Genomic DNA, 689 nt, shown 5'->3' with positions numbered 1-689 from the left:
TGACCGATGTGGCGCAGACGGTGACGGTCAACCTGCCGTACGGCCGCAAGCGCGCGCTCGAGATCGCCACCACGCTGGCGATGGAGCCCGAGATGATGCTGCTGGACGAGCCGACCCAGGGCATGGGCCACGAAGACGTGGCGCGCGTGACCGAGCTGATCCGCAAGGTGGCGGTGGGGCGCACCATCCTGATGGTGGAGCACAACATGAACGTGGTCTCGTCGATTGCCGACAAGATCACGGTATTGCAGCGCGGCGCGATCCTGGCCGAAGGGCCGTACGCCGAGGTATCGAAAGACCCGCGCGTGATGGAGGCCTATATGGGCACCGTCGAGGCTGAACTGCAGGGCGCGCACTGAGGAGCCAGGATGAGCACAACGCCCGCACTAGAAATCAAGGACCTGCACGCCTGGTATGGCGAATCGCACATCCTGCATGGCGTGGACCTGACCGTGAATGCCGGCGAGGTGGTGACGCTGCTGGGGCGCAACGGCGCCGGGCGCACCACCACGTTGCGCGCCATCATGGGCCTGACCGGCCAGCGCAAGGGCTCGATCCGCGTCAACGGCACCGAGACCATCGGCATGCCGACGCACAAGATCGCGCACTGCGGCATCGGCTATTGCCCGGAAGAGCGGGGCATCTTCGCCAGCCTGTCGTGCGAGGAAAACCTGCTGTTGCCGCCGCTG

At 66.0% G+C, this 689-nt stretch carries 2 protein-coding genes; both read left to right on the top strand.

The genetic code is table 11. The annotated features are described in order from the left end of the window. Positions 1-359 (top strand): ABC transporter ATP-binding protein C-terminal domain-containing protein (locus AC1Q7Q_RS40395; RefSeq protein ID WP_492376859.1); only part of this gene is annotated, 359 nt, incomplete at its 5' end. Between the two features lie 9 nt (positions 360-368). Then, on the top strand, positions 369-689 hold a 321-nt coding region (locus AC1Q7Q_RS40390), incomplete at its 3' end, for an ATP-binding cassette domain-containing protein (protein WP_492376858.1).

This window comes from Cupriavidus sp. GW823-FHT07A04, assembly GCF_058794615.1.
This window is presented reverse-complemented; position numbering and strand designations above follow the sequence as displayed.